The following is a 24,133-nucleotide window of genomic DNA, read 5'->3' as shown; positions in this document are numbered from 1 at the left end:
TATACACCTAGCAGGTGTATTGAAACCCGAAGCCTGATCTAATGCAAGGTTAAGCCCGCGCTTTGCTGCGCCGGGTTGCGCAAATCGGTGATATGTCCGTCATCTTGCAAGCCGCAGGGTATCAATCAATGTCGCCGTAATTGTTATAATATAACAACACCCGATTTACCACAGAGCCTGCGCGGTTTAGCCGCTGCTGACTCGTTAATAGAGATATGTTATAAGGTCGGTCTGAATGTTCACTCGCTCTACGTGACGTCTCACTTCATCTTGTTAGGACTAAAACTATGGTTACTTTCCACACTAATCACGGCGACATCGTTATCAACACCTTTGCTGACAAAGCGCCGGTTACCGTTGAAAACTTCCTGAGCTACTGCCGTGCAGGTTTCTACGACAACACTATCTTCCACCGTGTTATCAACGGTTTCATGATTCAGGGCGGCGGTTTTGAGCCTGGCATGAACCAGAAAGACACCAAAGCGACCATCAAGAACGAAGCCAACAACGGTCTGAAAAACACCGTGGGCACCCTGGCGATGGCGCGTACCAACGATCCGCACTCCGCTACCGCTCAGTTCTTCATCAACGTGGCTGACAACGACTTCCTGAATTTCCGCGCTGAGAACGCGCAGGGCTGGGGTTACTGCGTATTTGCCGAAGTGGTTGAAGGCATGGACGTGGTCAACAAGATCAAAGCCGTGAAAACTGGCCGCAGCGGCATGCACCAGGACGTTCCGGTAGAAGACGTGATCGTCACCAGCGTTACCGTCAGCGAGTAATCGCGGCTGCATGAATACGCTGTTCATCGCGGATCTGCACTTATGCGCACAGGAACCGGCAATCACTGCCGGTTTTCTGCGTTTTTTGCGGCACGATGCGATCCACGCCGAAGCGCTGTACATTCTTGGCGATCTGTTCGAAGCCTGGATCGGCGATGACGATCCCGAACCGCTGCACGCGGAGATTGCCGATGCGCTGAAGACGCTGCAGCAAGCCGGCGTGCCCTGCTACTTTATCCACGGCAACCGCGATTTTCTGCTCGGCAAGCGCTTTGCCCGCGCCAGCGGCATGCAACTGCTGCCGGAAGAGAAAGTGCTGGAGCTGTACGGTCGCAAAATCCTGATCCTGCACGGCGACACGCTGTGTACCGACGATCAGGCTTATCAGCAGTTCCGCCGCAAGGTACATAATCCGTTAATCCAGAAGCTGTTTTTGGCCATGCCACTGCGCTGGCGCCTGAAGATCGCCGCCAAGATGCGCGCTCGCAGCCGGCAGAGCAATCAGGGCAAATCGCAAGCCATTATGGACGTCAACCCGCAGGCGGTTGAGCAGGCGATGCTGAGCCATAACGTACACTGGATGATCCACGGCCACACCCACCGCCCGGCGGTGCATGAGCTGGAACTGAGCAACGGCAAGGCCCACCGCGTGGTGCTGGGCGCCTGGCACACTGAAGGTTCGATGATCAAAGTCAGCGCCGACGCCGTCGAACTGATCCAATTCCCTTTCTAACCCCCTGACTTGCCACGCGAGTGAAAAAATTCGCGTTTTCGACGGTGAAAACCGGCGACGCAACCGTTTTCCTCGCCGTGCGCTCATGGTATGATCTGCGCCCTCATTCGGCCTCCCGCCGCAGGCAACCGGCCGTCGTTTGTACACTTACAGGAGCCTTACACCCATGGGAGCCAACGCCGCTTCAGCCACTAACGCTGGGGTTAAAATCGCAATTGTAATGGGATCGAAAAGTGACTGGGCCACCATGCAGTTCGCGGCCGAGATCCTGACCCAACTCGATGTCCCGTTCCATGTCGAAGTCGTTTCCGCTCATCGCACGCCAGACAAACTGTTCAGTTTCGCCGAACAGGCCGGCGCCAACGGCTTTGACGTGATCATTGCCGGTGCGGGCGGTGCTGCGCACCTGCCGGGCATGCTGGCGGCGAAAACGCTGGTTCCGGTGCTGGGTGTTCCGGTTCAAAGCGCCGCGCTGAGCGGTGTAGACAGCCTGTATTCTATCGTACAAATGCCGCGCGGCATTCCGGTCGGCACCCTGGCGATCGGCAAAGCCGGTGCGGCCAACGCCGCGCTGCTGGCGGCGCAAATTCTGGCGCTGCACGACACCGCGCTGGCGCAACGTCTGGCCGACTGGCGCCAGGCACAGACCGAAGAGGTGCTGAACAACCCGGATCCGCGGGAGGAAGCATGAAGCCAGTTTGCGTACTAGGCAACGGCCAACTGGGGCGCATGCTGCGCCAGGCCGGCGAACCGCTGGGCATCGCCGTTTACCCGGTCGGCATCGACGCCGAACCGGAAGCGGTGCCCTATCAAAACAGCGTGATCACCGCAGAAATCGAACGCTGGCCGGAAACCGCGCTGACGCGTGAACTGGCGACCCACAACAGCTTCGTCAATCGCGATATTTTCCCCCGTCTGGCGGACCGCCTGACGCAAAAACAGCTGCTCGATCAGCTCGGCCTGGCCACCGCGCCGTGGCAATTGCTGTCCGATGCCGCCGAGTGGCCGCAGGTGTTCGCCACTCTCGGTGAACTGGCGATCGTCAAACGTCGCGTTGGCGGTTACGACGGCCGCGGTCAATGGCGCTTGCGCCCGGGCCAGGAAGCGGAACTGCCGGCGGATGCCTACGGCGAGTGCATCGTCGAGCAGGGGATTAACTTCTCCGGCGAGGTTTCGCTGGTGGGCGCGCGCGGGCACGACGGTAAGTCGGTGTTCTATCCGCTGACCCATAACCTGCATGAAGAAGGCATTCTGCGCACCAGCGTGGCGCTGCCGCAGCCTGACCCCGCTCTGCAACGGCAGGCTGAACAGATGCTGGCGGCGATCCTCGACGAGCTGAACTACGTCGGCGTGATGGCGATGGAGTGCTTTATCGTTGGCGACAGCCTGCTGATTAACGAGCTGGCACCACGGGTGCACAACAGCGGCCACTGGACGCAAAACGGCGCCTCCATCAGCCAGTTCGAACTGCACCTGCGCGCCATTCTCGCCCTGCCGCTGCCGAAACCGGTGGTCAGCACGCCGTCGGTGATGGTCAATCTGATCGGCACCGCCGTGAATCAACAGTGGCTGGCGCTGCCGTTGGTGCATTTGCATTGGTATGAGAAAGAAGTGCGCGAAGGCCGCAAGGTCGGCCACCTCAACCTGAACGATCCTAGCGCCACCGTGCTGCAACAGGCGTTGCAGGCACTGGCACCGCTGCTGCCGGCCGAATACCAAAGCGGCCTGGCCTGGGCACGGCAAAAGCTGGCTTAAGGTTTTACTTCGCACCAACATCAAAGGGTTCAGCCAGGCTGAACCCTTTTTTGTGGCCGATAAAACACTACCGGGTATAGCCCTGCGGATTTTTGCTTTGCCAGTTCCAGGTATCGCGCATCATCGCATCGAGCCCGCGCTGCACTTCCCAGCCCAGTTCCCGTTTAGCCAAACTGACATCGGCCCAGAACGCGGGCAAATCCCCGGCACGGCGCGGTAAAATCTGATAAGGCACGGCAACGCCAGCGGCTTTCTCAAACGCATGCACCATCTCCAGCACCGAATGCCCTACCCCGGACCCCAGGTTATAAGCTTTAAAACCGGCGATCTGCTTTAGGTGATCCATCGCCGCCAGGTGGCCCTGCGCCAGATCCATCACGTGAATGTAATCACGCACGCCGGTTCCGTCTTTGGTGGGATAGTCCCCGCCGAACACGCTCAGGTGATCCCGCTTGCCGACGGCCACCTGAGCAATATAAGGCAGCAGATTATTCGGGATCCCGCTGGGGTCTTCCCCCATCAATCCAGACTCATGGGCGCCCACCGGGTTGAAGTAGCGCAGAGAGACAATGGAAAAGGCCGGTTCAGCCTTGGCGAAATCCTGCAGGATCTGCTCCACCATCCACTTGGAGGTGCCGTAAGGGCTGGTCGTGCCGCCGATCGGCATGTCTTCCCGGTAAGGCACCGGCGCATCTTCGCCGTACACCGTCGCCGAAGAACTGAAGATAAACTGATGAACCCCGGCGTCGCGCATAGCTTCCAGCAATACCAGCGTGCCCGCTACGTTGTTCTGGTAGTATTCCAGCGGTTTGCGGGTGGATTCTCCCACCGCTTTCAGGCCGGCGAAATGGATCACCGAAGCGATCTTGTGCTCGGCGAAGATCCGGCTCAGGCACGCCGCGTCCCGCACATCCCCCTGGCAGAACACCGCCGCTTTACCGGTCAGTTGCTCCGCACGGCGTAAGGACTCTTCGGAGGCGTTGATCAAATTATCCAACACCACCACCTCTTCACCGCGCTCCAACAGCGCCAGTACCGTATGTGAACCTATGTATCCGGCACCGCCGGTCACTAAAATCGCCATCATGCTCCCCTTTCATCAGCATCGGGCGCTAACACCCGATGCATATGCCTGTTTCATGCGCGCAGCCAGCCGACTAACGCGTACCTATGTTGCGTAATGGCTTGCCGGCCATCAGATTGCGTTCGATATGTTCCAGAGAGATATTTTTGGTCTCTGGGATCAACGCCAGCGTAATAAAGATAAACACTAGGTTGAGCGCCGCGTAGACCCAAAAGGTATAGGCGCTGCCTAGCGAATTGAGCATAGTCAGGAAAGTCGCACCGACGATCATATTGGCGATCCAGTTGGTGGCGGTGGAACAGGTGATGCCAAAATCACGGCCCTTAAGCGGCTGGATCTCTGAACACAGCACCCAAATCAACGGGCCGGCGCTCATGGCGAAACCGACAATAAACATCAACAACATGATGACGGCGAAATATTGCGTCGCCGGCGTACTCATGCCGATACCCATCATTGTTCCCAGTGCGCCCATGCCCACGGCCATCACGATAAAACCGAGGATCAGCGTCGGTTTGCGGCCCCAGCGATCCACCAGCCCAATGGCGATAAAGGTAGCCAGCACGTTAACCAGCCCGACAATCACCGTACCCCACATCTGCTGTTCGGTACTGGCAAAACCCGCCAGGCCGAAAATCTTCGGCGCGTAATACATGGTGACGTTCATGCCGGTAAACTGCTGCATAACCTGCAACAGAATGCCGAGGAAAACGGCGCGGCGGAAATTTTTATTATCCTTGAACAGCGCCCAGCCACTCTGCTTCAGCTTGAGGCTTTCACGGATTTCGTTCAGTTCATGCTGCGCCTGGGCGCTGCTGTCGCGCAGCTTTTCCAGCACCTGACGCGCCTGTTCATGGCGATTGCGCGAGGCCAGCCAGCGCGGGCTGTCCGGCAGGAAGAACACGCCAACCAGCAGCAAGCCGGCTGGAATGGTGATAACCCCCAGCATCCAGCGCCAGGCGCCGGTGTAGCTGAACGCGGTATCAGACAGGTAGGCGGCCAAAATCCCGATGGTGATCATCAATTGATACATCGAGATCATGCTGCCGCGAATTTTCTCCGGCGCGATTTCAGACAGGTAAATCGGCGCGGTATAGGAAGCGATGCCCACCGCCAGCCCCAGCAGAATGCGTGAAAGTATCAATATGTCCACATTGGGCGCCGCTGCGGAACACAACGACCCCGCCACGAACAGGATCGCGCCGATCATCAGGCTGTATTTGCGCCCGATGCGGAAATTCATCCAACCGCTGCCCACGGCGCCGACCGCCGCGCCGAACATCATCGAGCTGACCACCCACTCCTGCTGGGAGCTGGTGATGTGAAAAGAGTCGGCAATAAACGGCAAAGCGCCCGCAATCACGCCGATATCCAGACCAAACAGCAGCCCGGCTAACGCAGCCAGAAAACAGACGAAAAAAGTCATACCGGCATTCGTCTGGCTTTTCTCAGCCGACGCAATTTTGACGGCAACACTCATACAGCCTCCAATAGATAACGTTGAATCAGTTAGCCGTCATGATAGGAGGCAATCCGCAGGCGGTAAGTGAGTGAGATCACATTAGTGGAAACGGTTACATTATTTCCATTTTCGTAAACCTACTTATCGGCATAAAAAATCAAACATATCATATTGATTATAAGTAAAAATAACTTCATGGCGTTTGCCGGCACTCTCAAGATAAAAAACACCGCTTGTCAGACCTCAATATCAACCTTGAATGGCAGCCATTTATTTGTAATCGATTTCACTGGAGTGACATACTCAACGAAGGATCAAGATGGAAGGAAAAAACACTTTCCTGGCAGGCGGTCATGAAGGGGAATCAGTGGGGTTTCAATACAAAAGGTTTCGGCCCGGCTCCCGATAACAGGGGGCCGGGCCGACTATGCAGCGGTTTAACCGTCGTAACTGCGGAACAATGCCTGGCCGCGCAGCAACCGCACGCCCAGCCAGCCGCCGCACAGCGACAACAGCAGCGCACTGAGCAACGGCAACGCCCACCACAGCACCGGCGTAGGCGCCCACGGGAAGTCGAATACCTGGCTTTGCAGCAACCATAGCGCCGCTTCCGCCCCTACCGCCGCCGCGATGCCCGCCACCAGCCCAAGCAGCGCAAACTCGCACCACAGCGTGCTGCGCAACAAGCGCTTGCCGGCACCCAGAGTACGGTACACCACCAGTTCCTGGCGCCGTTGCCGCATGCCCACCTGCACCTGCGCCATCAGCAACAAGCCACCGCAGAGCACCACCAGCACCACCATCACCTCCAGCGCGCGGCTGACCTGTTGCAGCACCCCGCCGACCTGTTTGAGGATTGACCCGATATCCAGCAGGCTAAGCGTCGGGAATTGCCGGTTGAGCTGGGTCAGCATCTGGCCGTCCCCGTCATAGCGGAAGCTGGTAAGCCAGGTCTGCGGTTGACCGTCCAGCGCACCCGGCGGGAAGATGAAGTAAAAGTTCGGCTTCAGGCTTTCCCAGTCCACCTGCCGCAGGCTGGTGACCTTGGCGTTGAACGACTGGGTATCGCCGCTGAAGGTCAGCGTGTCGCCCAGCTTAATCTTGAGCCGCCCGGCAATGCCCTGATCCATCGACACCTCACCGGCCTTCGGCGGCCAACTGCCCGCCAGTAGCGGATTGTGCGCTGGCAGATCCGCCAGCCAGGTCAGGTTCAGCTCGCGGTTAACCGCCTCACCGCCCGGATCGTCCTCATGCACCCGCTCGGTCGCCACCTGCTGATTAATCTCGGTCAGGCGCACGCGTACAATCGGGTAATACGTTTCCGGCTTGACCTGATGCTGTTGCAGGAAGGTTTTCACCTGCGGCACCTGCGCTTCGGTCAGGTTCAGCAGGAAGTAGTTCGGGCTGTCCGGCGGCAGTTGCTGTTGCCAGCGGTCAAGCAGATCGCCACGCAGCACCAGCAACAACGCCAGCAACATAAACGACAGCGAAAACGCCGCCAGTTGGCTGACCGTTACCCAGGGCTGATGCAGCAGGCGATTGACCGCCAGCCGCAACGCCAGATTCTTCAGCGTAATGCGGCGCAGCAGCAGCAGGCTGCCCCAGCCGATAGCCCCCAACAACAGCGCCAACACCAGAATACCGGCGAGGATCGACCACAGCAGCGTGCTGGCTCCCATCAAGGCCGTCAGCAGCGCCACCACAATCACCGCCGTTACCGGCAGGAAATAGCGCAGCGGCCAAACGTTGGCCACCACGTCGCGGCGCAATACCCGCAGCGGCTGGGTCGCCAACAGTTGCCGGTACGGCCGCAGCCCCACCAGCAGCGAAATCATCAGCAACGCGCCGACCGCCCACAACCACGGCCAGGCCCCGGCGGCCGGCAGTTCCGCCGGCAGCACCGGCGCCAGCAGCCGAATCAGCACCGCCTCAAACCCCAGGCCGATAATGCCGCCGCACGCTGCCGCCAGCGAAATGACCGCCAGCCACTGGCCGACAATCAACTTGCGCAAGGCGCTGCGGCCGGCACCCAGCGTTTTCAGCACCGCGATCAGATCGTAACGGCTGCGGCAATAGTGGCTCATGGCCACCGCAACGGCGGCAATCGACAGCAGCAGAGTCAGCAGCGCCGACAACAGCAGGAACTGTTGCGATCGTTGCAGCGATTTGCCCAGCGCGCTGCCGGACTCCTGCAACCCAAACCAACGCTGGTCGGGCTGGAGCTGCGGCGTCAGGCGCGTTTCGTAACGCTGAATGTCCTCCGGCGAACCGGCGAACATATAGCGGTAGCTCAGGCGGCTCCCCGGTTGCACCGCCCCGGTTTTATCCACATCCGCAAGGTTGATCATGATGCGAGGCGCAGTCTGGAACGGATTGAAGCCGGAGTCCGGCTCCTGAAGGATTTCACCGGCAATGCGCAGGCGGGTGTCGCCCACGTCCAGCGAGTCCCCCACTTTCACATTCAGCAACGCCAACAAACGCGGCGCCACCAGCACGCTGCCCGGTTCAAGCTTGACGTTGGCCGGGCGCGTTTCCAGCTTGCCGTACAGCGGATAGGCCAGATCGGTGGCCTTCACGTCCGCCAGCTGCGGCCGGTCACCGGCGTAGGTCATGGTGGTGAACGACAGCTGGCGGCTCACTTTCAGCCCTTCTTGTTGCGCATCCAGCAGCCAGCCTTCCGGTACTGGCCGCGCGCTGCGCAGCACCCGGTCACCGGCGATAAAATCACGGCTTTGCTGGCTCAGCCCCTTGTCCATGCGATCGCTGATGTTGCCCAGCGCCAGCACGCAGGCCATCGACAGCGTCAGCGCCAGCCAAACGATCAGCAGTGACGGCGAACGCCATTCCCGCCAAAACCAACGCCAGATCATGCTTCCTCCCACAGCTTGCCTTCACGCAGGCGCAACCGCCGCTGGCAGCGCGCCGCCAGGGTTTCGTCATGGGTGACCAGGATCAGAGTGGTGGAGAAATCGCGGTTGAGGGAGAACAGCAAATCGGCGATGCGTTCGCCGGTCTGGCGATCGAGGTTGCCGGTCGGCTCATCGGCAAACAGCACCCGCGGCCGGCCGCTGAATGCGCGCGCCAACGCAACCCGCTGCTGCTCACCGCCGGAAAGTTGCGCCGGCAGGTGATCGAGCCTTTTGCCCAGCCCCAACTGCCCCAGCAACTGAACCGCCTGCTCGCGGCTCTGCCTGTCGCTCTCGCCGCGCAGCAGCGCCGGCAGTTGCACGTTCTCCAGCGCGTTGAGCGTCGGCACCAGCATGAATGACTGAAATACAAAACCGACGTTTTTGGCGCGCAGGGCCGCGCGCCCTTCTTCGTCCAGCGCGGTCAGCGATTCACCCAACAAATGCACGTCCCCTTCACTGCCGTCGTCCAACCCGGCGAGGATCCCCAGCAGCGTCGACTTGCCCGAGCCGGATTCGCCAATCAGGGCAATTGTCTGTGCGGGTTTGACAACCAGCTCGACTCCGGTAAGGATGGAGAGCTGATGCTCACCCTGACCAACGTGTTTACTAAGATGATGAACTTCAAGAACGTTTTCCGCTGGCATCTTCCCTTCCTTTTGCTGTTGGGATTATTCAGTTTACGCGCTGTCGCCGCCGATACCTTATTGATTTTAGGCGACAGTTTAAGCGCCGGTTACCGCTTGCCGGTGGCGCAGGCCTGGCCGACGCTGCTGGCCGACCAATGGCAGAAAAAACCGGGCGATCCGCAGTTGGTGAACGCCAGCATCAGCGGCGACACCGCCGCACAAGGGCTGGCGCGCTTGCCCGCCCTGCTGAAACAACACCAACCGCGCTGGGTGCTGATCGAACTGGGCGCCAACGACGGCCTGCGCGGTTTCCCGGCGCAGGACGTGCAACGCGATCTCAGCCAGATCATTACTCTGGTGCAGCAAGCCGGTGCGCAGCCGCTGCTGATGCAAATCCACATTCCGCCCAACTATGGCCGCCGCTATACCGAGGCTTTCAGCGCGATTTACCCGCAGCTTGCCAAGCAGTTCAACATTCCGCTGCTGCCGTTCTATATGGAACAGGTGGTGATCAAAGCGGAATGGATGCAGGATGACGGATTGCACCCCAATAAGGACGCCCAACCGTTTATCGCCACCTGGATGGCGGAACGCCTGGAACCTCTAGTAAAACATGAGTCTAACTAAATAGGGTTGTACACTAGGTAAAGTTATGCAAAAAGCGGTATTGATAACCGGCTGTTCCAGCGGGATAGGACTGATTGCAGCGCAAGATCTGCGTAATCGCGGCTACCGGGTGCTGGCCGCCTGTCGCAAGCCGCAGGACGTGGAGAACATGCGTCAACTGGGGCTGGAAGGCATTGAGCTGGATCTGGACGACAGCGACAGCGTCGAACGCGCCGCGGCGCAGGTGATCGCACTGACCGGCGGCCGGCTGTATGGCCTGTTCAACAACGGCGGCTTCGGTGTGTACGGCCCGCTGAGCAGCATTTCCCGTCAACAGCTGGAGCGGCAATTCTCCACCAACCTGTTTGGCACCCACCAGTTGACCCAGTTGCTGTTGCCGGCGATGCTGCCGCACGGCGAAGGGCGCATTATTCAAACCAGTTCGGTTATGGGGCTGGTCTCCAGCGCCGGACGCGGCGCCTATGCCGCCAGCAAGTTTGCGCTGGAAGCCTGGTCCGACGCGCTGCGCATGGAGCTGCACGGCACCGGCATTCAGGTCAGCCTGATTGAACCCGGCCCGATTTCGACCCACTTTACCCAGAACGTGAACCAGTCGCAGAGCGATAATCCGGTGCATAACCCCGGTATCGCCAAACGCTTGACGCTGCCGCCGGAGGCCATTTTGCCCAAGCTGCGCCACGCGCTGGAAAACCCGCGCGCCAGGCTGCGCTATCCGGTGACCCTGCTGGCGCACGCGCTGAGCGTATTGCGCCGCATCCTGCCCGGCCGCTGCCTGGACTGGCTGCTGCGCAGCAACGGTTAATTTGGGTGCCGGGGTTGAAGAATGCCGCCCCGCCCCCATCTAAGAGCCAATGGCTCCGCAAGATCAGAGAGAGAATCACATGCTAGCTCAAGCTGTTGTTGATATTAACGAAACAAACCTGCACCAAACGCTGGAACAATCGATGTCCCTGCCGGTGCTGTTCTACTTCTGGTCAGATCGCAGCCAACACTGTCTGCAACTCACCCCAATCCTGGATAAGCTGGCGGCGGAATATGCCGGTCAGTTCGTGTTGGCCAAAGTGGACTGCGACGTAGAACAAGCGATCGCCGCCCAGTTCGGGCTGCGCTCCCTCCCTACGGTTTACCTGTTCAAAGACGGCCAACCGGTCGACGGCTTCCAGGGCCCGCAGCCGGAAGACGTCATCCGCGAATTCCTGCAGCGTTTCCTGCCGAAGGCAGAAGATCTGAAACTTGCGCAGGCAACCGATCTGCTGGCCGAAGGCAACGCGGCTGAAGCGCTGCCGCTGTTGAAAGACGCCTGGCAAGCCAGCCAGCAACGCAGCGATATCGGCCTGACGCTGGCAGAAACCCAGATCGAGCTGAACCGCACTGAAGAGGCCGAAACGGTGCTGGCGACTATCCCGTTGCAGGATCGCGATACCCGTTATCAAGGCCTGGTAGCGCAAATTGAGTTGCTGAAGCAGGCGGCCGACACGCCGGAAATCCAGTTGTTGCAGCAACAGGTGCAACAACAGCCGGAGAACGTCGAGCTGGCCGTGCAACTGGCGCTGCAACTGCATCAGGTTGGGCGCAACGAAGAAGCGCTGGAACTGCTGATGGGGCATTTGAAGAAAGATCTGTCCGCCGCCAACGGCAGCGCGCGCAAGACGCTGATGGATATTCTGGCCGCACTGGGCACCGGTGACGCATTGGCGGCTAAGTACCGTCGTCAGTTATATTCATTACTGTATTAATACCCGCCATAATTCCGCTATTCTCGGCGATATCCCCTAAATAGTTCGGGTTGCGTCAAGGCGGCAACTGAATGAATCCCCGGGAGCATAGATTACTATGTGACCGGGGTGAGTGAAGACAGCCAACACAGATGCAGCTCGAAATATGACGGGGATATCAGCGATAAACCCGCACCCCGCCCTCCACGCCTTTCGGGCTGAACAACACTTGCCACAGCTGAATATCGCGCGAACGGAACGCGCCGGCGCAGGCATTCAGGTAATAAGTGAACATCCGCTCGAAGCGTTCAGAGTAATTCTCTGACAACGCCGGCCACGCCCGTTTGAAATTCTCATACCAGGCCATCAGCGTGCGATCGTAATCGGCGCCGATATTGTGCCAATCCTCCATCACAAAACGCTTTTCACTGGCTTCGGCGATGTGGCGCACCGAGGGCAGACAGCCGTTGGGGAAGATGTATTTATCAATCCAGGCATCGACGTGGAGGTTGGTTTGGTTGGCGCCAATGGTATGCAGCAGGAACAGACCGTCAGGCTTCAGATTGCGCTCGGCGACGCTGAAATAGGTGTCGTAGTTTTTCGGCCCGACATGTTCAAACATGCCGACGGAAACAATGCGGTCAAACTGGCGGTTCAAATCGCGGTAATCCTGCAGCAGGATCTCCACGTCCAACCCTTGGCAGCGCTCCTGAGCCAGCTTTTGCTGCTCGGCCGAAATGGTCACGCCGTACACCGATACGCCGTAGTTTTCCGCCGCATATTGCGCCAGCCCGCCCCAACCGCAGCCGATGTCCAGCAGCGACATGCCCGGTTTCAGTTGCAGCTTCTCGCAGATCATTTTCAGCTTGGCCAGTTGCGCCTGCTCCAGCGTTTGTGCGTCCTTCCAATAACCGCAGGAATATTGCATATAAGGATCGAGCATCGCACGGAACAGATCGTTGCCGATGTCGTAATGCTCTTTCCCCACCTGCCAGGCGCGTTTGCGCGATTGCCGGTTAAACAGCCGCGCATAGGCGATCCGCGTAATGTCCGACAGGCTTTTGGGCAAACGTTCATCAACGCCGAAATGCAGGATGCGGGTAAACAGCGCATCCAGTCTTTCGCAATCCCACCAGCCGTCCATATAGCTTTCGCCAAACCCGAGCGAGCCTTCCTGCAGAATGCGTTTAAATAAGCCCGGATTGTGCACCTGAAGATCAAATGCATTATTCCCGTTGATGGTAATGCCGGCCGCAGCCAGCATTTCTTCCACGATGAGATACCAGCGATCTTTTTTCTGGGCGAGTTCATCGACACTGATTGAGTCCATAACGATCCTTGGCGCAAGATGTCACTTCAAAAAGCATAGTCGCAAATAGAAATGACAAAAGTTCGAAGATAAACGCAGCGACAGATTCCACTCTAGCCAAGACAGACAACGTCATGAAATGAATTAAAATTATTGGAAATATGCCAATTTGGCATAGTTAACGCAGCCATACCGCCGCGATTTACGTCAGAAGGCCTTTTCGAGACGATCAGCGCGTGATCGAGGTGCCCGCCCGACCCACCAATAAAGCCTCAATATCCTGCAAGCCGCCGATATGCGCGGTCTGGCCGCTGTGGTCCACAAAGCGGCTTACCGCCGTGATTTTAGGCCCCATAGCGCCATCAGCCACCGCCATAGGTGCCAGTTCACGCGTGGTGGCGCTGCGAATGGCTTTTTGCTGTGGCGTGCCCCAATGCCGATAAACCGCATCGGCGTCGGTGAGAATAACCAGATGATCGGCCGCCAACTCTTCAGCCAGCAGCGCCGCCGCCAGATCCTTGTCGATCACCGCTTCACTCCCCTCCAACCCTTGTTCACCCGCCACCATCGGAATACCGCCGCCACCGTTGCAAATCACAATGTGATCCATAGCCAGCAGAGCCTTAATCGCGTCGATATCAATAATTTTTCTCGGTTCCGGCGAAGGCACTACCCGCCGTATATATTTGCCATCCGCCTTCATCGTCCAGCGATATTTCACCTCCAATTCCTTTCGCTGTTCCGGTGAATAAATCGGCCCAATAAATTTACTCGGCGCCAGGTAATCAGGATCCTGAGCATCAACCAGTACGCGCGTCATCAGGGTTGTGACCGGCTGAGACGGGTGGCTGGCATTCAGCTGCTGAGCCAGCATATAACCAATCATGCCCTGACTTTCAGCCACCAGAATATCCAGCGGATAAGGCGGCACATCGCGGTAAGCCAGGTTTTGCAACGCCAGCAGCCCTACCTGCGGACCGTTGCCATGCACAATGGCGATACGGTATTTTTTTGCCAGTTTGCCGATAGCGCCGGCGATTAAGGCAATGCTTTTATACTGGTTTTCCGCAGAAAGCGTGGCTCCACGCTGTAATAAGGCGTTTCCGCCCAAGGCAATGACCAATGTTTTCATGTTTGTCCCCGTAATTAAGTTATAGATCCCCTGCCGAATAACGATTCGGCATAGCCTCTAAATTCCTGCAGCAAGTTGGCGGTTAATAAAGTGCGTTAATCGCAATGACGCCCAGCCATACGCCTAACAGCGTGTCGGCACCAGAGAAATGACCCAGGCGCAATACCTCATCAATTGCGGAGGACAGCCTTTCCGGCATCGATAATCCCTGCGCCAGTCCGTGTAACGGCGTAGCGAAAATGCCTTGCTCGGCATAGTGCAGATAATGCGCGCTGACCCGCGAGGTCAGTTCACCAAGCGCCGCCGTGCGTTTGAAAAATGGCTGCAGTGCAGCGACCTCAACGCGGTTATCGAGATACGCGATCAACAGCATGCCCAGCAGAGTGTCATCATTGCTTGGCGTCAGCCCTGGCCCCTTCCCCAGAACGCTGCGCCAGTCGACCTCATCACCCTGTAACCAGCGGGAAAAACATCGGGACAATGTGGCCAGCTCCGGGTTCAGCGGCCGCGTGACTATCTGGCCCAACGGGCCGAACAAGCCGCAAGGGGCGGTCACCGGCAGCAAGACTCCGGTCAAGGGTTGCATGGGAACCTCAGCGCGCTCACTCAGGGCCAGGTTCCTTCGCTTCCCCTGCAAGCCGATGGTTATGGTACCCAGCGTCACCCCCTCGAGGGAAAACCGGCCGCACCCGGCAACTGGCAACCGCTGGAGTACAAGGTCAAAAGCGCCGCTTCCGATCTGCCACCCCATGGGGCTGAGGCCATGGCCCGCACGGTGCAGGGTCAACAGATGGTCTTTTTCCGTCAGGAAATTGATCGCATTGTTGAACCTGCCTGCACAACGCAATTGACCATAATCCTGCGTCACATGCCGGCTGACGGCTAGCGTGCCGATATTCATATTCCCCCCGCGGCTCGTTAAGCCGTGATGCCCAATTTTGCGGCCAGCGCTTCGATTGCCTGTTCAAAACACGCTAACGGAGCGCGCACGGTGCCGGCACCGATCTGACCGACGCCCGCCTCACGGTGAGCAATTCCGGTATTGATCAACGGAGTGATGCCGGTTTCCACCACTCGCCGAGCGTCCAGCCCCAGGCAAGCCCCCTGGAAATCCCAGGTGGGGATTTGCAGCGTCATGTTGCGCTCAAGGTAAATCTCCGCCATTTCGTCAGAAATATCCGTGGCGGCGCTCATTCCCCCAGAGGCACCGACGAAGCGCGTCACGCCCGGTGCCGCCACCATTGCCGCACCGCCAATGCCAAAGGTTTCGGTAATGGCGCTGTCACCGATATCCGGGTTGGCGTCGGCCTGGCTAAAGCCGGAGAAGAACAGCCCTTCCGGCGTATTCACCGGCGCGGTAAACCAACGATCGCCCATCCCGCTGATTTTGACGCCGAAGTTTTTGCCGTTGCGGGTCATCACCGTCACTATGCTGCCCTGTTCAATCTCTGCGCCGGCATCCATCGCTGCTTTGCAGTAGGCCATCGCCAGATTGAGGAAGAACTGGTCGGTGATGCTCAGGAACTGCATCACCTGCGCCAGCTCGGCGCGATCGCGCTGCAACAGGCTGATTTCCGGTGCCAACCGCCGCATCAGCAGCGCCGAGGCCGCGATGTTGCGCTGGTGGAACTCGTCCCCCATGGTGATCGCCTGCGCCATCAGCGCGGTCAGATCAATGCCCTCGTCTACCGTCGCCAGCACCTCTTTCAGCACCGGCGCCAGCGAGTCGCGCATCCAGCGCAACCGCTTCTGCACGTCCGCACCATAGGCGCCAAAACGCATCACTTTGCCGATGCCTTCGTTCATGTTGCAGTAAGCGTAATTGCCGTGAACGGTATTCTTGACCACCACCATCGGCATATTGGCCGAGGTGATGCCGCCCATAGGGCCAACCGCACTGACGTTATGACAAGGAATAAACTCAATTTCCCCCTGGCTCAGCAAAGCGAGCGCCTGCTGCTCATCCTGCGCCCAATCCTCAAATAAACAGGCGCCAATGCAGGCCCCGCGTACCGGGCCGCTCATTTCCTGCCAGGTGACAGGCGGGCCGGCGTGCAGCAGTTTGCGCCCCTGGGCCAACTGCGGGATCAGATGCTTCGCCAACTCCACATCCTGCCAATGAGGGCGCGCCTCACGGATACGGGCGATAACGGCGGCGTTTGCTTGTTCAATAGTTGCGTACATATCCCTTCCTTACTTTAATTTTTTCAAAATGTTGGCCAGACGGTGATTGCCACCGGCAACCGGCGCCCACTGGTAATGCACCACGGGGATTTCACTGGTTTGCAAATCGCTGGCGAAGCTGCGCAGCCCGGCGTTAATCACGGAAACACCGGATAACAATGCCGGACGGACGCGTTCGACCGGCGGCAATACGGGGCTAATCAACTGGTGTGCCAAAACGGCCGCCGCGTGCAACGAAGGCATCACCGCTATCCCGGCATCTTGCAGCGTGGTGATTTGCCGCGATCGCTGTTGCGGATCCCGTTCGGTTCCGGTCACGGTGGCGATGGCGGCCAGCGGGTGGGTATGGCCGCGTTTTTCACGCACTTTCGCGACCTCAGCCGCCAATAACGTCGCCGGATCTTCCTGCGCCCCAAAACCAATCACCACATCCAGCAGCAGTACGCCCACCTCTGGCTGCTGCGCCAGACGGGCGATTTCGTGATTGCGGGCTGCGGGATCGATCATCGGGTGCGGGCGGCCCTGAGTGTAAAAATCATCTCCCATGTCAATAATCCGATGACCGTCGGCGGCCAGCATTGAACCGCGCGTATGCTCGCTGTCTATCGGCAGCCGCAGTTTCTCCGCCAGCAGCATCGCGCACTCTGCGGCCAGCGTACCGCCGGCATACAGACCGGCGATTTTGCCGCCGGGGACAGCAGGCTGTTGCGCGCCCTGTTGCTGCACGTTGCCCAACATCGCCGCCAGCCGCGCCGCTTCATCCAGCGAGTCGGCAAAATAGAGGTTGCCGTCCTGTCGCACTTCGGCTTTGGTGCCAAGAAACAGCGCCACTACCGGCTTGCCGAGGGCCTTCATCTCTTTGATTACTTTCTTCCGCACCGCCGGCGCAGGCGGTTTGGAGACAAAGGCCAGCACCAGGCTTTGCGGATCCGCCGCCAGCATTCGCAGCGCACAGAGGGCGCTGATCCCCCCTATCTCTGCAGTCAAATCCCGGCCCCCCAGGCCAATGGCATGCGAGATCCCCTGCCCCGCCAGGGTAATTTGCGAGATAAGCTCCTGAATGCCGGTGCCGGACGCCCCGATAATGCCAATCGCACCGCCGGGAGCGACATTGGCAAAGGCCAGCGGCGCACCGGCAATACAGGCCGTGCCGCAATCAGGCCCCATGACAATCAGCCCTTTTTCGCTCGCCTTGGTTTTTAACGCGACTTCATGCTCGATGCTGACGTTGTCGGAAAACATCATCACGTTACAGCCCTCGTCCAACGCCCGATCGGCCAACTCCGCCGCATACTCGCCGGCAATGGAGATCAGCACCAGATTGGCATCGGGCAATTTCTGCCGGGCAGTGCGCCAACTGCGCGCCTTGAGCAGCTTTTTGCCGCCCTGGCCACCCAGGGCGATCGCCTTGAGCGCGGTATCCAGTGCAGCGCCAATCTCCTCGGCAATAGCGTCATCGGCATATTCCGTTTTGATCGCCACGCAAATATCATTCGGCGTGGCGCCGCTGAACGCTGGATGCCAGAAACCGGTCACTTCCAATAAAGATTTATTGGCCGGCGTGCCCATCATTACGGATATTTCGTCAACCTTGGGAGAGTCGCTGAGTTTCCGGGAGATCAACATCAGGCTAACCGAATCCTGAAAGCTCCCTTTTTTAATAAAAGCATGGATCATGATGATATCCTTAAAACGGCATTTGATATTCGTTTAAAAGTTACCTATCAAGCTACAAATTTAAAAACAGGTCAAAGGTGAGTGTTATCACACTTCACCCATTATTAGAAAAAATGATTCAATACTCCACAAATTAATTAACCCAGGCAAACAACCTCGGTTATCAAAAATATTCTAACAATCAATCATTAATTCAATAAATTTTTAAACCAATCGAATAAAACGCACCTGGATCACATTATTCCCAGCCGGTGTTTATACATTACAACACAGAGGCGAATTAAATAAACCGTAGTGAAAAAAGGACTGTATATGAAGGTCTCTAAACAACAATTACACCAGCTTATTCAACAAAAAATTCATGCTGCGGGTCTGAGCCAGGAGCACGCGAGCATCGTCGCCGACGTGCTGGTTCACGCTGACGCACGCGGCATTCATTCCCACGGCGCAGTCAGGGTTGAGTATTATTCGGAACGCATCAGCAAAGGGGGCACCAATAACCACCCGCATTTTAGCTTTGAGAAAACCGGGCCCTGCAGCGCTATCTTCGATGGCGATAACGGTGCCGGGCACGTCGCGGCCAAATTGAGCATGGAACATGCCATCACCATAGCGAAAGAAAACGGCGTGGCGGTGGTAGGCGTGCGGCGCATCGGCCACAGCGGCGCGCTGTCCTATTTTGTCCAACAGGCGTCGCGGGCAGGCATGATTGGCATCTCGCTGTGCCAGTCCGATCCTATGGTAGTCCCCTACGGCGGAGCGGAGGTCTACTACGGCACCAACCCCATCGCCTTCTCCGCACCGGCTGAGAGAGAAGAGATCGTCACTTTCGATATGGCTACCACCGTGCAAGCCTGGGGCAAAGTGCTGGACGCCCGTTCACGCAATGCTTCTATTCCCGACACCTGGGCGGTGGATGCCGAAGGCAAACACACCACCGATCCCTTTGCCGTCAGCGGGCTGCTGCCGATTGCCGGGCCGAAAGGCTACGGCCTGATGATGATGGTCGACGTGTTATCAGGTATATTGCTCGGATTGCCCTTTGGCAAACATGTCAGCTCGATGTATCACGACCTCAGCGCCGGCAGAGAACTGGGGCAATTGCATATCGTGCTTAATCCGGGATATTTCACCAATGAGCGAGCCTTCCGTAAAAACATCAGTCAGGTAATGAAAGAGTTAAACGAAATTAAACCGGCACCAGGGATTAACAAAGTGTTCTACCCAGGGCAAAACAGTCACGCCCGGGAAATGGAAAGTGAAAAGAATGGCATCGAAATTGTTGATGAAATTTATCAATACTTAATTTCCGATGATATATACCAATGCTCCTACGACCATAAAGATCCATTTGCCAGTTAAATACTCCGTATAAACGCTAGCCTTTACCTGACGGCGTCAATTTATTTATAGGCGCCGTCAATAAAAGTCATCTTCATAACCTATCTCAATGGAAAATGCAGGTAATCGAAAGCGAGTTAATTCCGTTACCCCATTGCCACTGAGAAATTGAAAGCGGGCAGGTAAAAATGAAAGACTTCCAACAAGAAATTAATGATATTTCCGGCTGGTTATCAAAAATAGGTGCAGACCCCAGCGGCGGCATGACGCGCCTGCTCTACACCAAAGAGTGGGTTGAGGCTCAGAAGGCGTTGAAAAACACCTTTGACGCCGCAGGACTAAAGACCTGCCACGACGCCGTCGGCAATCTGTTTGGCCGCCTTGAAGGCAGCAAATACCCCGACCAGGTCATTCTCTGCGGCTCGCATATCGATACGGTGGTGAACGGCGGTAACCTTGATGGGCAATTCGGTATTGAAGCCGCCTATCTGGCCATCAAACATCTGAAAGAAACCTATGGCGCGCCGCTGCGCAGCCTGGAGGTGATTGCGCTGGCGGAAGAAGAAGGCAGCCGCTTCCCTTATGTGTTCTGGGGAAGCAAGAATATCGTCGGCCTGGCCCGCCGGGAGGACGTACAACGCATCAGCGATGCCAAAGGCATCGGTTTTGTTGAAGCCATGCATCAGGCCGGTTTCGATTTCCGGCCGGCTCACCAGCCGCTGCGCACAGATCTCGCGGCCTTTGTCGAGATCCATATCGAGCAAGGCAAGGTGCTGGAAACCGAAGGTAAAACCATCGGCGTAGTGACCAGCATCGTCGGTCAGCGGCGTTACGACATCCGGCTGCAGGGCGAATCCAACCATGCAGGCACCACCCCGATGAGCTACCGCAAAGATACCGTCCACGCCTTCAGCCGCATTTGCTGCGAGTCCATCGCCAAGGCACACGCCGAGGGCGACCCGCTGGTGCTGACCTTCGGCAAGGTTGAACCCAAACCGAATACCGTCAATGTGGTGCCGGGCTTTACCCACTTCGCCCTCGATTGCCGCCATACCGATCAGACCACCCTGCTGCGTTTCACTCAGGAAATCGAGGGCGATATTCGGCGTATCTGCGCGGAAATGGGCATTGAGGTCGAGATCGACCTGTGGATGGACGAAGCTCCCATTCCCATGGACAAACAACTGGTCAAATGCGTCAGCCAATTGTGCGAAACCCAGAAGTTGAATTTCCGCATGATGCACAGCGGCGCCGGGCACGATTCGCAGATTTTCGCCCCGCACGTGCCGACGGTGATGATGTTTGTGCCCAGCATTGCCGGCATCAGCCATAACCCAGCCGAAAAAACCGACGTCGCCGACCTGAACGAAGGCGTGAAGATTCTGGCCCAAACGCTGTACCAGTTGGCCTACACCGAACGGGGGGCCAACGTATGAACACCGCAACGGCCAACCAGGCTTTCGATCCGCGCTACTGGAAAAAAATCGTCGTCGTGCTCTGTCTGGGTTGGGCGGTCATCTGGATTTATCGCACCATTCTGACCCCCATTTTTCCCGAGATCCAACAGACCATCGGCGCGCATTCCAACGCGGAAATGGGATTGATCGCCAGCTTCTACTTCTTTGCCTATACCGGGATGCAAATCCCGGCGGGCATCCTGGTGGACAAGTTTGGCAAGAAAGTAGTGCTGATCCCCGGCTTTTGCCTGTTCATCATCGCCACCCTGCTGGTCGGCAATGCCACCAGTCTGACCATGGTATATGCCGGCAGCCTGCTGGCGGGGATGGGTTGCGGATCCTATTACGGCTCGGCGTATTCCCTGTCGTCAGAACATATCCCCCTGGAACGCCGTGGGTTGGCTACTGCGGTAATTAATAGCGGTTCGGCGCTGGGCATGGCGATTGGCCTGATCGCCTCCAGCCTGCTGGTAAAAAGTATCGGTATGAACTGGCAGGTCATGCTGTTCATCATCACCGGGCTGCTGGCGGTAATGACCCTGGTGTTCGCCATGGTCATCAAAGGTTCGTCGTATCAGGCGCCGCCGCCGGTCGCCGGCCAAAGTGCCGCACACAAGGTGGCCGAAGAAGAACAGCAGGCCAGCGGCCTGTTCAGCCTGCGCATGATCTCCGCCTATGTGATGTACTTCGCCACCTGTTACGGCTACTACATGATCGTCACCTGGCTGCCCTCTTTCCTGCAACAGGAACGGGGATTTGAAGGCGTGGCCATCGGCTTCTCCTCCGCTCTGGTGGCCTTCGCTTCGGTTCCGGGCGCTCTGTTCTTCAGCCGCATGTCCGATCGTTTCAGAAACAAGAAGGTGCAGTTAATCATCTTCCTCGAGCTCTGCGCGGCGGTGATGCTGGTGTGTACCGTGATATCGCCGGACTCCACCATGCTGCTGGTCAGCCTGATCCTTTACGGACTGCTGGGCAAGCTGGCGGTCGATCCAATCATGATCTCCTTCGTGGCAGACAATGCGCCGAAAAAAGGCTATGGCACCAGCTTTGGCGTATTCAATTTCTTCGGCATGTCCTCGTCGGTTATCGCCCCTTTTCTGACCGGCGTGATCTCCGACAACACGGGTTCCAAAGTGATGGGCTTTTACATTTCCGCCGCCATCCTGCTGGTCAGCACCGTCATTTTCTTCACCGTTAACGTCTTGATGAAACGAACCACTCAACCGCAGGCGGCAACACAGGCATGACACCGCTTTATTACCGGGCGCAATTTCGGCGCTCTCTCAACGATCAGGAGAACGAACGTGGGTTACTTCAACAATCAAACCGGTTATCCAACCGATATTCTGGCATCACGCGCGATTATCAAACGCAGCAACTATGCACTGATCCCGTCGGACGGGTTGGTACGCAATATCATTCCCGGCTTTGAAAATTGCGACATCACCATTTTGTCGACGCCAAAGCTGGGGGCCACCTTCGTCGATTATCTGGTCACGCTACACGACTGCGGGCGCAACACCCGGGGGTTTGGCGGCGAAAACGTAGAAACTTTCGTTTATGTCATCGACGGCGCGATCACCGCCTCCGCGGACGCCACAGACTATCCACTGACCCGCGGCGGTTACCTTTACTGCCCGGCCGGCGTGACGCTGCGGCTGGAAAATACCAACGGCGGCCAACCCAGCCGACTGTTCATGTACAAACGCAACTATCAGCGCATTAAGGGTTATGAAGCGCACGTCGTCAGCAATAACGTCGACAATCTGGAGAAAATCCATTACGAGGGTATGAGCGAGGTAATACTGCAGGATCTGTTGCCCAAAGATCTCGGTTTTGACATGAACATGCATATCCTCTCTTTCAAGCCCGGCGCCAGCCACGGTTATATCGAAACCCACGTGCAGGAGCACGGTGCTTACATCCTGAGCGGTGCCGGGGTGTATAACCTGGACAACGAATGGGTGCCGGTGAAACAGGGCGATTACATCTTTATGGGTGCCTACGTGCCGCAGGCAGGTTATGCGGTCGGAAAAGAAGAGTTCAGCTACATTTACTCCAAAGATTGCAACCGCGACGTCGAACTGTAAGTTCCGGCTGTCGGAATATGACAAGGCCACCTGCATCCGCAGTGTGGCCTTATTGTTTGTTACACCAGCCGTTGTCCTATCTGCATCACGCGGGCGATGTTTCTGGCGCTCTGCTGCAGATTGCTCTCCCCCTGGGACAGGGCGATATCCAGCGAGCTCAGGCGGGGCAAGATGCTGAATATCGCGTCAATTCCCTGCGAATGCAGCACCTCGGCCCCCTCCCCCAGCACGCCGGCCAGGGCAATGACCGGCAGGCGATGCCGCTGAGCCAGCCGTGCAATGCCAGACAGCGCCTTGCCGCCCAACGTCTGCCGATCGATACGTCCTTCACCGGTCACGATCACATCGGCATCGGCCAGGACGTTCTCCAGTTGCAGCGCCTCCATGATGATATCGATCCCCGGTTTCAGTTCAGCCCCAAGGAGCACCTGCGTGGCGATCCCCATCCCCCCCGCGGCGCCACCGCCAGCCACCTGCCGTACGTCGCTGCCGGTGAGCTGGCGGATTACGGCGGCATACTGCTCCAGCCCCTGCTCCAGCCGCACCACCATAGCCGGCGTCGCCCCTTTTTGCGGGCCAAAAACGGCCGCCGCGCCACGCGGCCCCACTAGCGGGTTATCAACGTCGCAGGCAACCTCAATTTTGCACTGGCGCAGGCGATCGTCGAGTGCAGAGAGATTGATCCTGCTTAGCATCGCAAGTTGCGCACCACCTAAAGAGAGCGGCATGCCGTCCGACCGGTAGAAACGGCCGCCCAGCGCCTGCATCATCCCAACGCCGCCATCTACCGTCGCGCTGCCGCCGATGCCCAGAATGATATGCCGGATCCCCAGATCCAGCGCATGGCGAATCAGTTCACCGGTACCGTAGCTGGTCGCTAACATCGGGTTCCTCTGTTCGGCAGGAACCAGCATCAGGCCACTGGCCGCCGCCATTTCGATCACCGCCGTTTTCCCCTCACCGCTGACGCCGTAAAACGCCGCTACCCGGTTCCCCAATGGCCCCGTCACCTCGGCCTCTACTTTATGCCCGCAAGTCGCCGCGATCAGGGCATCAACCGTGCCTTCTCCTCCATCGGCAATCGGCAGGCAAATACATTCCGCGTCGGGATAAACCTCACGGAATCCCCGAGCGATCGCCAATGCCGCTAATTCAGCGCTGACGCTTTCCTTGAATGAATCTGGGACAATAACAACTTTCATAGCGTATCCTTAAGATATAAAAATAAAATGCCATGCATTTTCATCTGA

At 57.8% G+C, this 24,133-nt stretch carries 21 protein-coding genes; 11 read left to right on the top strand and 10 right to left on the bottom strand.

Annotated elements, in window-relative coordinates; translation table 11 throughout:
* Positions 1-287 precede the first annotated feature (287 nt).
* From ppiB to purK, 4 genes are all read left to right on the top strand, one after another.
* Positions 288-782: a peptidylprolyl isomerase B gene (gene ppiB / locus ACTJJ1_RS15065; RefSeq protein ID WP_004949423.1), complete on the top strand. Its 495-nt coding sequence runs from the start codon at positions 288-290 to the stop codon at positions 780-782.
* A gap of 10 nt (positions 783-792) precedes the next feature.
* Positions 793-1,515: a UDP-2,3-diacylglucosamine diphosphatase gene (lpxH, locus tag ACTJJ1_RS15060; RefSeq protein WP_440834305.1), complete on the top strand. Its 723-nt coding sequence runs from the start codon at positions 793-795 to the stop codon at positions 1,513-1,515.
* 166 nt (positions 1,516-1,681) lie between these two features.
* Positions 1,682-2,206, top strand: coding sequence for a 5-(carboxyamino)imidazole ribonucleotide mutase (gene purE / locus ACTJJ1_RS15055; protein WP_004949420.1), 525 nt, complete (start codon positions 1,682-1,684; stop codon positions 2,204-2,206).
* Entirely contained in the window at positions 2,203-3,270 is a 1,068-nt protein-coding gene (gene purK / locus ACTJJ1_RS15050) for a 5-(carboxyamino)imidazole ribonucleotide synthase (RefSeq protein ID WP_440834303.1), read from the top strand. The genes purE and purK overlap by 4 nt, the downstream gene beginning before the upstream one ends.
* 67 nt (positions 3,271-3,337) lie before the next feature.
* Here the strand turns inward: purK and galE are convergent, their stop codons facing one another.
* The 4 genes from galE to ybbA form a co-directional block, all read right to left on the bottom strand.
* Entirely contained in the window at positions 3,338-4,354 is a 1,017-nt protein-coding gene (gene galE, locus ACTJJ1_RS15045; RefSeq protein ID WP_004949417.1) for a UDP-glucose 4-epimerase GalE, read from the bottom strand.
* Between the two features lie 73 nt (positions 4,355-4,427).
* Positions 4,428-5,834, bottom strand: coding sequence for a sugar porter family MFS transporter (locus ACTJJ1_RS15040; protein WP_004949416.1), 1,407 nt, complete (start codon positions 5,832-5,834; stop codon positions 4,428-4,430).
* A 419-nt stretch (positions 5,835-6,253) separates the two neighbouring features.
* Positions 6,254-8,686: a putative ABC transporter permease subunit YbbP gene (gene ybbP, locus ACTJJ1_RS15035; RefSeq protein ID WP_440834301.1), complete on the bottom strand. Its 2,433-nt coding sequence runs from the start codon at positions 8,684-8,686 to the stop codon at positions 6,254-6,256.
* Positions 8,683-9,369 carry a putative ABC transporter ATP-binding protein YbbA gene (ybbA, locus tag ACTJJ1_RS15030; protein ID WP_409443142.1) on the bottom strand — a complete coding sequence of 229 codons (687 nt, stop codon included), beginning with the start codon at positions 9,367-9,369 and terminating at the stop codon, positions 8,683-8,685. The genes ybbP and ybbA overlap by 4 nt, the downstream gene beginning before the upstream one ends.
* Here ybbA and tesA point away from each other — a divergent pair.
* The 3 genes from tesA (at position 9,340) to ACTJJ1_RS15015 (ending at position 11,714) form a co-directional block, all read left to right on the top strand.
* Complete coding sequence (tesA, locus tag ACTJJ1_RS15025; protein WP_170865757.1) at positions 9,340-9,978, top strand: multifunctional acyl-CoA thioesterase I/protease I/lysophospholipase L1; 639 nt, start codon at positions 9,340-9,342, stop codon at positions 9,976-9,978. The genes ybbA and tesA overlap by 30 nt on opposite strands.
* Positions 9,979-10,003: 25 nt before the next feature.
* On the top strand, positions 10,004-10,780 hold the full coding sequence (locus ACTJJ1_RS15020) for an SDR family oxidoreductase (protein ID WP_122289256.1): 777 nt from the start codon (positions 10,004-10,006) through the stop codon (positions 10,778-10,780).
* 79 nt (positions 10,781-10,859) lie between these two features.
* Positions 10,860-11,714 carry a tetratricopeptide repeat protein gene (locus tag ACTJJ1_RS15015; protein WP_440834298.1) on the top strand — a complete coding sequence of 285 codons (855 nt, stop codon included), beginning with the start codon at positions 10,860-10,862 and terminating at the stop codon, positions 11,712-11,714.
* A gap of 157 nt (positions 11,715-11,871) precedes the next feature.
* Here the strand turns inward: ACTJJ1_RS15015 and cfa are convergent, their stop codons facing one another.
* From cfa to fdrA, 5 genes are all read right to left on the bottom strand, one after another.
* Positions 11,872-13,023, bottom strand: coding sequence for a cyclopropane fatty acyl phospholipid synthase (gene cfa, locus ACTJJ1_RS15010; RefSeq protein WP_311993651.1), 1,152 nt, complete (start codon positions 13,021-13,023; stop codon positions 11,872-11,874).
* Positions 13,024-13,231: 208 nt separating this feature from the next.
* Entirely contained in the window at positions 13,232-14,134 is a 903-nt protein-coding gene (locus ACTJJ1_RS15005) for a carbamate kinase (protein ID WP_440834296.1), read from the bottom strand.
* Positions 14,135-14,216: 82 nt separating this feature from the next.
* Positions 14,217-15,035, bottom strand: a complete 819-nt coding sequence (locus tag ACTJJ1_RS15000; protein ID WP_440834294.1) for a DUF2877 domain-containing protein — start codon at positions 15,033-15,035, stop codon at positions 14,217-14,219.
* 17 nt (positions 15,036-15,052) lie between these two features.
* Positions 15,053-16,318 carry a DUF1116 domain-containing protein gene (locus ACTJJ1_RS14995; RefSeq protein ID WP_440834292.1) on the bottom strand — a complete coding sequence of 422 codons (1,266 nt, stop codon included), beginning with the start codon at positions 16,316-16,318 and terminating at the stop codon, positions 15,053-15,055.
* 9 nt (positions 16,319-16,327) lie between these two features.
* The gene (gene fdrA / locus ACTJJ1_RS14990) at positions 16,328-17,995 is read right to left on the bottom strand and encodes an acyl-CoA synthetase FdrA (protein WP_440834290.1); all 1,668 of its coding nucleotides are present in this window, start codon (positions 17,993-17,995) and stop codon (positions 16,328-16,330) included.
* A gap of 312 nt (positions 17,996-18,307) precedes the next feature.
* Here fdrA and allD point away from each other — a divergent pair, with 312 nt between their 5' ends.
* The 4 genes from allD (at position 18,308) to allE (ending at position 22,883) form a co-directional block, all read left to right on the top strand.
* Positions 18,308-19,357: an ureidoglycolate dehydrogenase gene (gene allD / locus ACTJJ1_RS14985; RefSeq protein ID WP_440834288.1), complete on the top strand. Its 1,050-nt coding sequence runs from the start codon at positions 18,308-18,310 to the stop codon at positions 19,355-19,357.
* A gap of 167 nt (positions 19,358-19,524) precedes the next feature.
* The gene (gene allC, locus ACTJJ1_RS14980) at positions 19,525-20,772 is read left to right on the top strand and encodes an allantoate deiminase (protein WP_440834286.1); all 1,248 of its coding nucleotides are present in this window, start codon (positions 19,525-19,527) and stop codon (positions 20,770-20,772) included.
* The gene (locus tag ACTJJ1_RS14975) at positions 20,769-22,040 is read left to right on the top strand and encodes an MFS transporter (RefSeq protein WP_440834284.1); all 1,272 of its coding nucleotides are present in this window, start codon (positions 20,769-20,771) and stop codon (positions 22,038-22,040) included. Before allC ends, ACTJJ1_RS14975 begins: the two co-directional genes overlap by 4 nt.
* Positions 22,041-22,097: 57 nt before the next feature.
* Positions 22,098-22,883 carry a (S)-ureidoglycine aminohydrolase gene (allE, locus tag ACTJJ1_RS14970; RefSeq protein WP_440834282.1) on the top strand — a complete coding sequence of 262 codons (786 nt, stop codon included), beginning with the start codon at positions 22,098-22,100 and terminating at the stop codon, positions 22,881-22,883.
* Positions 22,884-22,942: 59 nt separating this feature from the next.
* Here allE and ACTJJ1_RS14965 read toward each other — a convergent pair whose 3' ends face one another.
* Positions 22,943-24,085, bottom strand: coding sequence for a glycerate kinase (locus ACTJJ1_RS14965; RefSeq protein ID WP_440834280.1), 1,143 nt, complete (start codon positions 24,083-24,085; stop codon positions 22,943-22,945).
* Positions 24,086-24,133: the final 48 nt, after the last annotated feature.

It is taken from the genome of Serratia sp. 22264 (assembly GCF_052045345.1).
In the GTDB taxonomy this organism is placed as follows: Bacteria; Pseudomonadota; Gammaproteobacteria; order Enterobacterales; family Enterobacteriaceae; genus Serratia; species Serratia plymuthica.
Note: the sequence above shows the minus strand (reverse complement) of the source record. Positions and strands in the feature narration are given on the sequence as shown.

Coding starts and splice junctions, on each gene's coding strand:
- ACTJJ1_RS15040 (WP_004949416.1), bottom strand. CDS start 5,834: ATGAGTGTTGCCGTCAAAATTGCGTCGGCTGAGAAAAGCCAGACGAAT.
- ybbA (WP_409443142.1), bottom strand. CDS start 9,369: ATGCCAGCGGAAAACGTTCTTGAAGTTCATCATCTTAGTAAACACGTT.
- galE (WP_004949417.1), bottom strand. CDS start 4,354: ATGGCGATTTTAGTGACCGGCGGTGCCGGATACATAGGTTCACATACG.
- fdrA (WP_440834290.1), bottom strand. CDS start 17,995: ATGATCCATGCTTTTATTAAAAAAGGGAGCTTTCAGGATTCGGTTAGC.
- purK (WP_440834303.1), top strand. CDS start 2,203: ATGAAGCCAGTTTGCGTACTAGGCAACGGCCAACTGGGGCGCATGCTG.
- ACTJJ1_RS14995 (WP_440834292.1), bottom strand. CDS start 16,318: ATGTACGCAACTATTGAACAAGCAAACGCCGCCGTTATCGCCCGTATC.
- ACTJJ1_RS15000 (WP_440834294.1), bottom strand. CDS start 15,035: ATGAATATCGGCACGCTAGCCGTCAGCCGGCATGTGACGCAGGATTAT.
- ybbP (WP_440834301.1), bottom strand. CDS start 8,686: ATGATCTGGCGTTGGTTTTGGCGGGAATGGCGTTCGCCGTCACTGCTG.
- lpxH (WP_440834305.1), top strand. CDS start 793: ATGAATACGCTGTTCATCGCGGATCTGCACTTATGCGCACAGGAACCG.
- ACTJJ1_RS14965 (WP_440834280.1), bottom strand. CDS start 24,085: ATGAAAGTTGTTATTGTCCCAGATTCATTCAAGGAAAGCGTCAGCGCT.
- ppiB (WP_004949423.1), top strand. CDS start 288: ATGGTTACTTTCCACACTAATCACGGCGACATCGTTATCAACACCTTT.
- ACTJJ1_RS15005 (WP_440834296.1), bottom strand. CDS start 14,134: ATGAAAACATTGGTCATTGCCTTGGGCGGAAACGCCTTATTACAGCGT.
- ACTJJ1_RS15015 (WP_440834298.1), top strand. CDS start 10,860: ATGCTAGCTCAAGCTGTTGTTGATATTAACGAAACAAACCTGCACCAA.
- cfa (WP_311993651.1), bottom strand. CDS start 13,023: ATGGACTCAATCAGTGTCGATGAACTCGCCCAGAAAAAAGATCGCTGG.
- allD (WP_440834288.1), top strand. CDS start 18,308: ATGAAGGTCTCTAAACAACAATTACACCAGCTTATTCAACAAAAAATT.
- ACTJJ1_RS14975 (WP_440834284.1), top strand. CDS start 20,769: ATGAACACCGCAACGGCCAACCAGGCTTTCGATCCGCGCTACTGGAAA.
- allC (WP_440834286.1), top strand. CDS start 19,525: ATGAAAGACTTCCAACAAGAAATTAATGATATTTCCGGCTGGTTATCA.
- tesA (WP_170865757.1), top strand. CDS start 9,340: ATGAACTTCAAGAACGTTTTCCGCTGGCATCTTCCCTTCCTTTTGCTG.
- ACTJJ1_RS15020 (WP_122289256.1), top strand. CDS start 10,004: ATGCAAAAAGCGGTATTGATAACCGGCTGTTCCAGCGGGATAGGACTG.
- purE (WP_004949420.1), top strand. CDS start 1,682: ATGGGAGCCAACGCCGCTTCAGCCACTAACGCTGGGGTTAAAATCGCA.